The 1504-nt window shown below is 47.5% G+C and carries 4 protein-coding genes; all 4 read left to right on the top strand.

Annotated features, from left to right (window positions below):
- On the top strand, nucleotides 1-280 hold a 280-nt coding region (locus PG892_RS22215; protein ID WP_442865648.1), incomplete at its 5' end, for a hypothetical protein.
- Nucleotides 281-311: 31 nt separating this feature from the next.
- Nucleotides 312-752 carry a peptide-methionine (R)-S-oxide reductase MsrB gene (msrB, locus tag PG892_RS22210; RefSeq protein ID WP_000483554.1) on the top strand — a complete coding sequence of 147 codons (441 nt, stop codon included), beginning with the start codon at nucleotides 312-314 and terminating at the stop codon, nucleotides 750-752.
- A gap of 21 nt (nucleotides 753-773) precedes the next feature.
- The gene (locus tag PG892_RS22205; protein WP_025467194.1) at nucleotides 774-1019 is read left to right on the top strand and encodes a glutaredoxin family protein; all 246 of its coding nucleotides are present in this window, start codon (nucleotides 774-776) and stop codon (nucleotides 1017-1019) included.
- A 50-nt stretch (nucleotides 1020-1069) separates the two neighbouring features.
- Nucleotides 1070-1378 carry an antibiotic biosynthesis monooxygenase family protein gene (locus PG892_RS22200; protein ID WP_002122973.1) on the top strand — a complete coding sequence of 103 codons (309 nt, stop codon included), beginning with the start codon at nucleotides 1070-1072 and terminating at the stop codon, nucleotides 1376-1378.
- The last annotated feature ends 126 nt before the right edge of the window (nucleotides 1379-1504 follow it).

Raw genomic sequence — 1504 nt, 5'->3', positions numbered from 1 at the left:
ACAGCGCCGCGGCAGGGATCCGCCGTGCTGGTTGTCGGAAAAGGAGCCGCTAGTGGGAAAGAGGAGGGTAAATTTTCAGCGTTGCTGGCTCCCCGTCAGCCGGATTGGGTTGCATCGCAGGGGTGTCGAAAGAGTCAACTGCGGTCCAAAGCTGTTGGACTTGGGTGAAAAGGGCGTTTATTCTTCCTATACGTCCAACCTTCAAACTGTTCCGCAAGTTTTTGTGGATGGAAAATTCATTGGTAGCGCGACTGACTTCTTCGCGTGGATTGATAGCTAAAGAACAAACCCAAAAATAAAGGAGCAAATTTATGTTCAACTGGGAAAGCATTAACAACTATCTCGATAACGGCACTCCCGCTCCTCCTAGAAAAGTAGAAAAGAGCGAGGAAGAGTGGAAAAAAATTCTGACGCCCGCTCAATTTAATGTCATGCGGAAGAAAGGCACCGAGCGCCCTCACACTGGGGAACTCTGTTCATTTTATGAGGCAGGACGGTATGCCTGCGCGGGCTGCGACACTGAACTGTTTGATTCGAACGTTAAGTTTGATTCGGGAACAGGTTGGCCGAGTTTTTCTGAGCCCGTCGCCGACAACGTAATTCAATATGAACTGGACACGACTTACGGACGAAGAATCGAAGTGCTATGCAATGTGTGCGAAGCCCACTTAGGGCACGTTTTTCCAGATGGTCCTGAGCCCTCTGGGGCTCGATTCTGCATCAACTCGGAGTCGTTGAAGTTTGTAGAGTAATTTTAGAAAATGGAGGGGGTCGTGGGGATTAAGCTGTTCGGTCATAAGGACTGCCACAAAACCAAGATTTACCAGTCGTACTTGAAAGAAAAAGGAATCGAGTTTGATTTTTTAGATGTTCACGAAGACGACGCGGCAGCTGATGAACTGCGATCCCTTTATACTACTGGAAAGTTAAATTTCCCGACAATACTGGTTGGGACAAAGAAGCTGAGAAACCCCAAGTTCAAGGATCTCGACAAGTGGTTGGAAGCTTCGATGAAATAACGAGATCTTTTTTTTGAGGATTGTAATTAGCTTAGTAAGGAGTCAGATCAATGATTATAGCAGTTTTCCGCAGTCGTGTTGCCAAGGAGCACGGTGGGGAGTTTGAAAGAAGATACGCCGAGATGTCCGCGCTTGTCGAAGCCATTCCTGGTTACGGAAGCCATGAGCGGTTTTCTTCTCCTAACGGTGAAGATGTTCTAATTGTCGAGTTCCTTACCAGAGAAGCTTTCGATGCTTGGGATAAGCATCCCGAACACAAAAAAGCCAAGATGCTTGGCAAAGACTACATTTTTGAATCGTACGACGTGAAGGTCGGAGAAGTTTTTGAACGGCACACAAAGCCGGAGGTGAAATTATGAAAACGAGAACTACTTATGTCGTAGGTGGCGTCCGTATTCCATTTATGAAACCTGATTACCCATGACCCTCAGCCAGCTTCAAGAGCCGATATGGCATCGGAGGGCTTGCCACGACTGCATGCCCCA

This window comes from Aeromonas sp. QDB68 (assembly GCF_027707405.1).
In the GTDB taxonomy this organism is placed as follows: Bacteria; Pseudomonadota; Gammaproteobacteria; order Enterobacterales; family Aeromonadaceae; genus Aeromonas; species Aeromonas caviae.
This window is presented reverse-complemented; position numbering and strand designations above follow the sequence as displayed.

What these genes read in the sequence shown, in the direction of transcription:
- msrB (WP_000483554.1), top strand. Translation starts at nt 312, where the DNA reads ATGTTCAACTGGGAAAGCATTAACAACTATCTCGATAACGGCACTCCC.
- PG892_RS22200 (WP_002122973.1), top strand. Translation starts at nt 1,070, where the DNA reads ATGATTATAGCAGTTTTCCGCAGTCGTGTTGCCAAGGAGCACGGTGGG.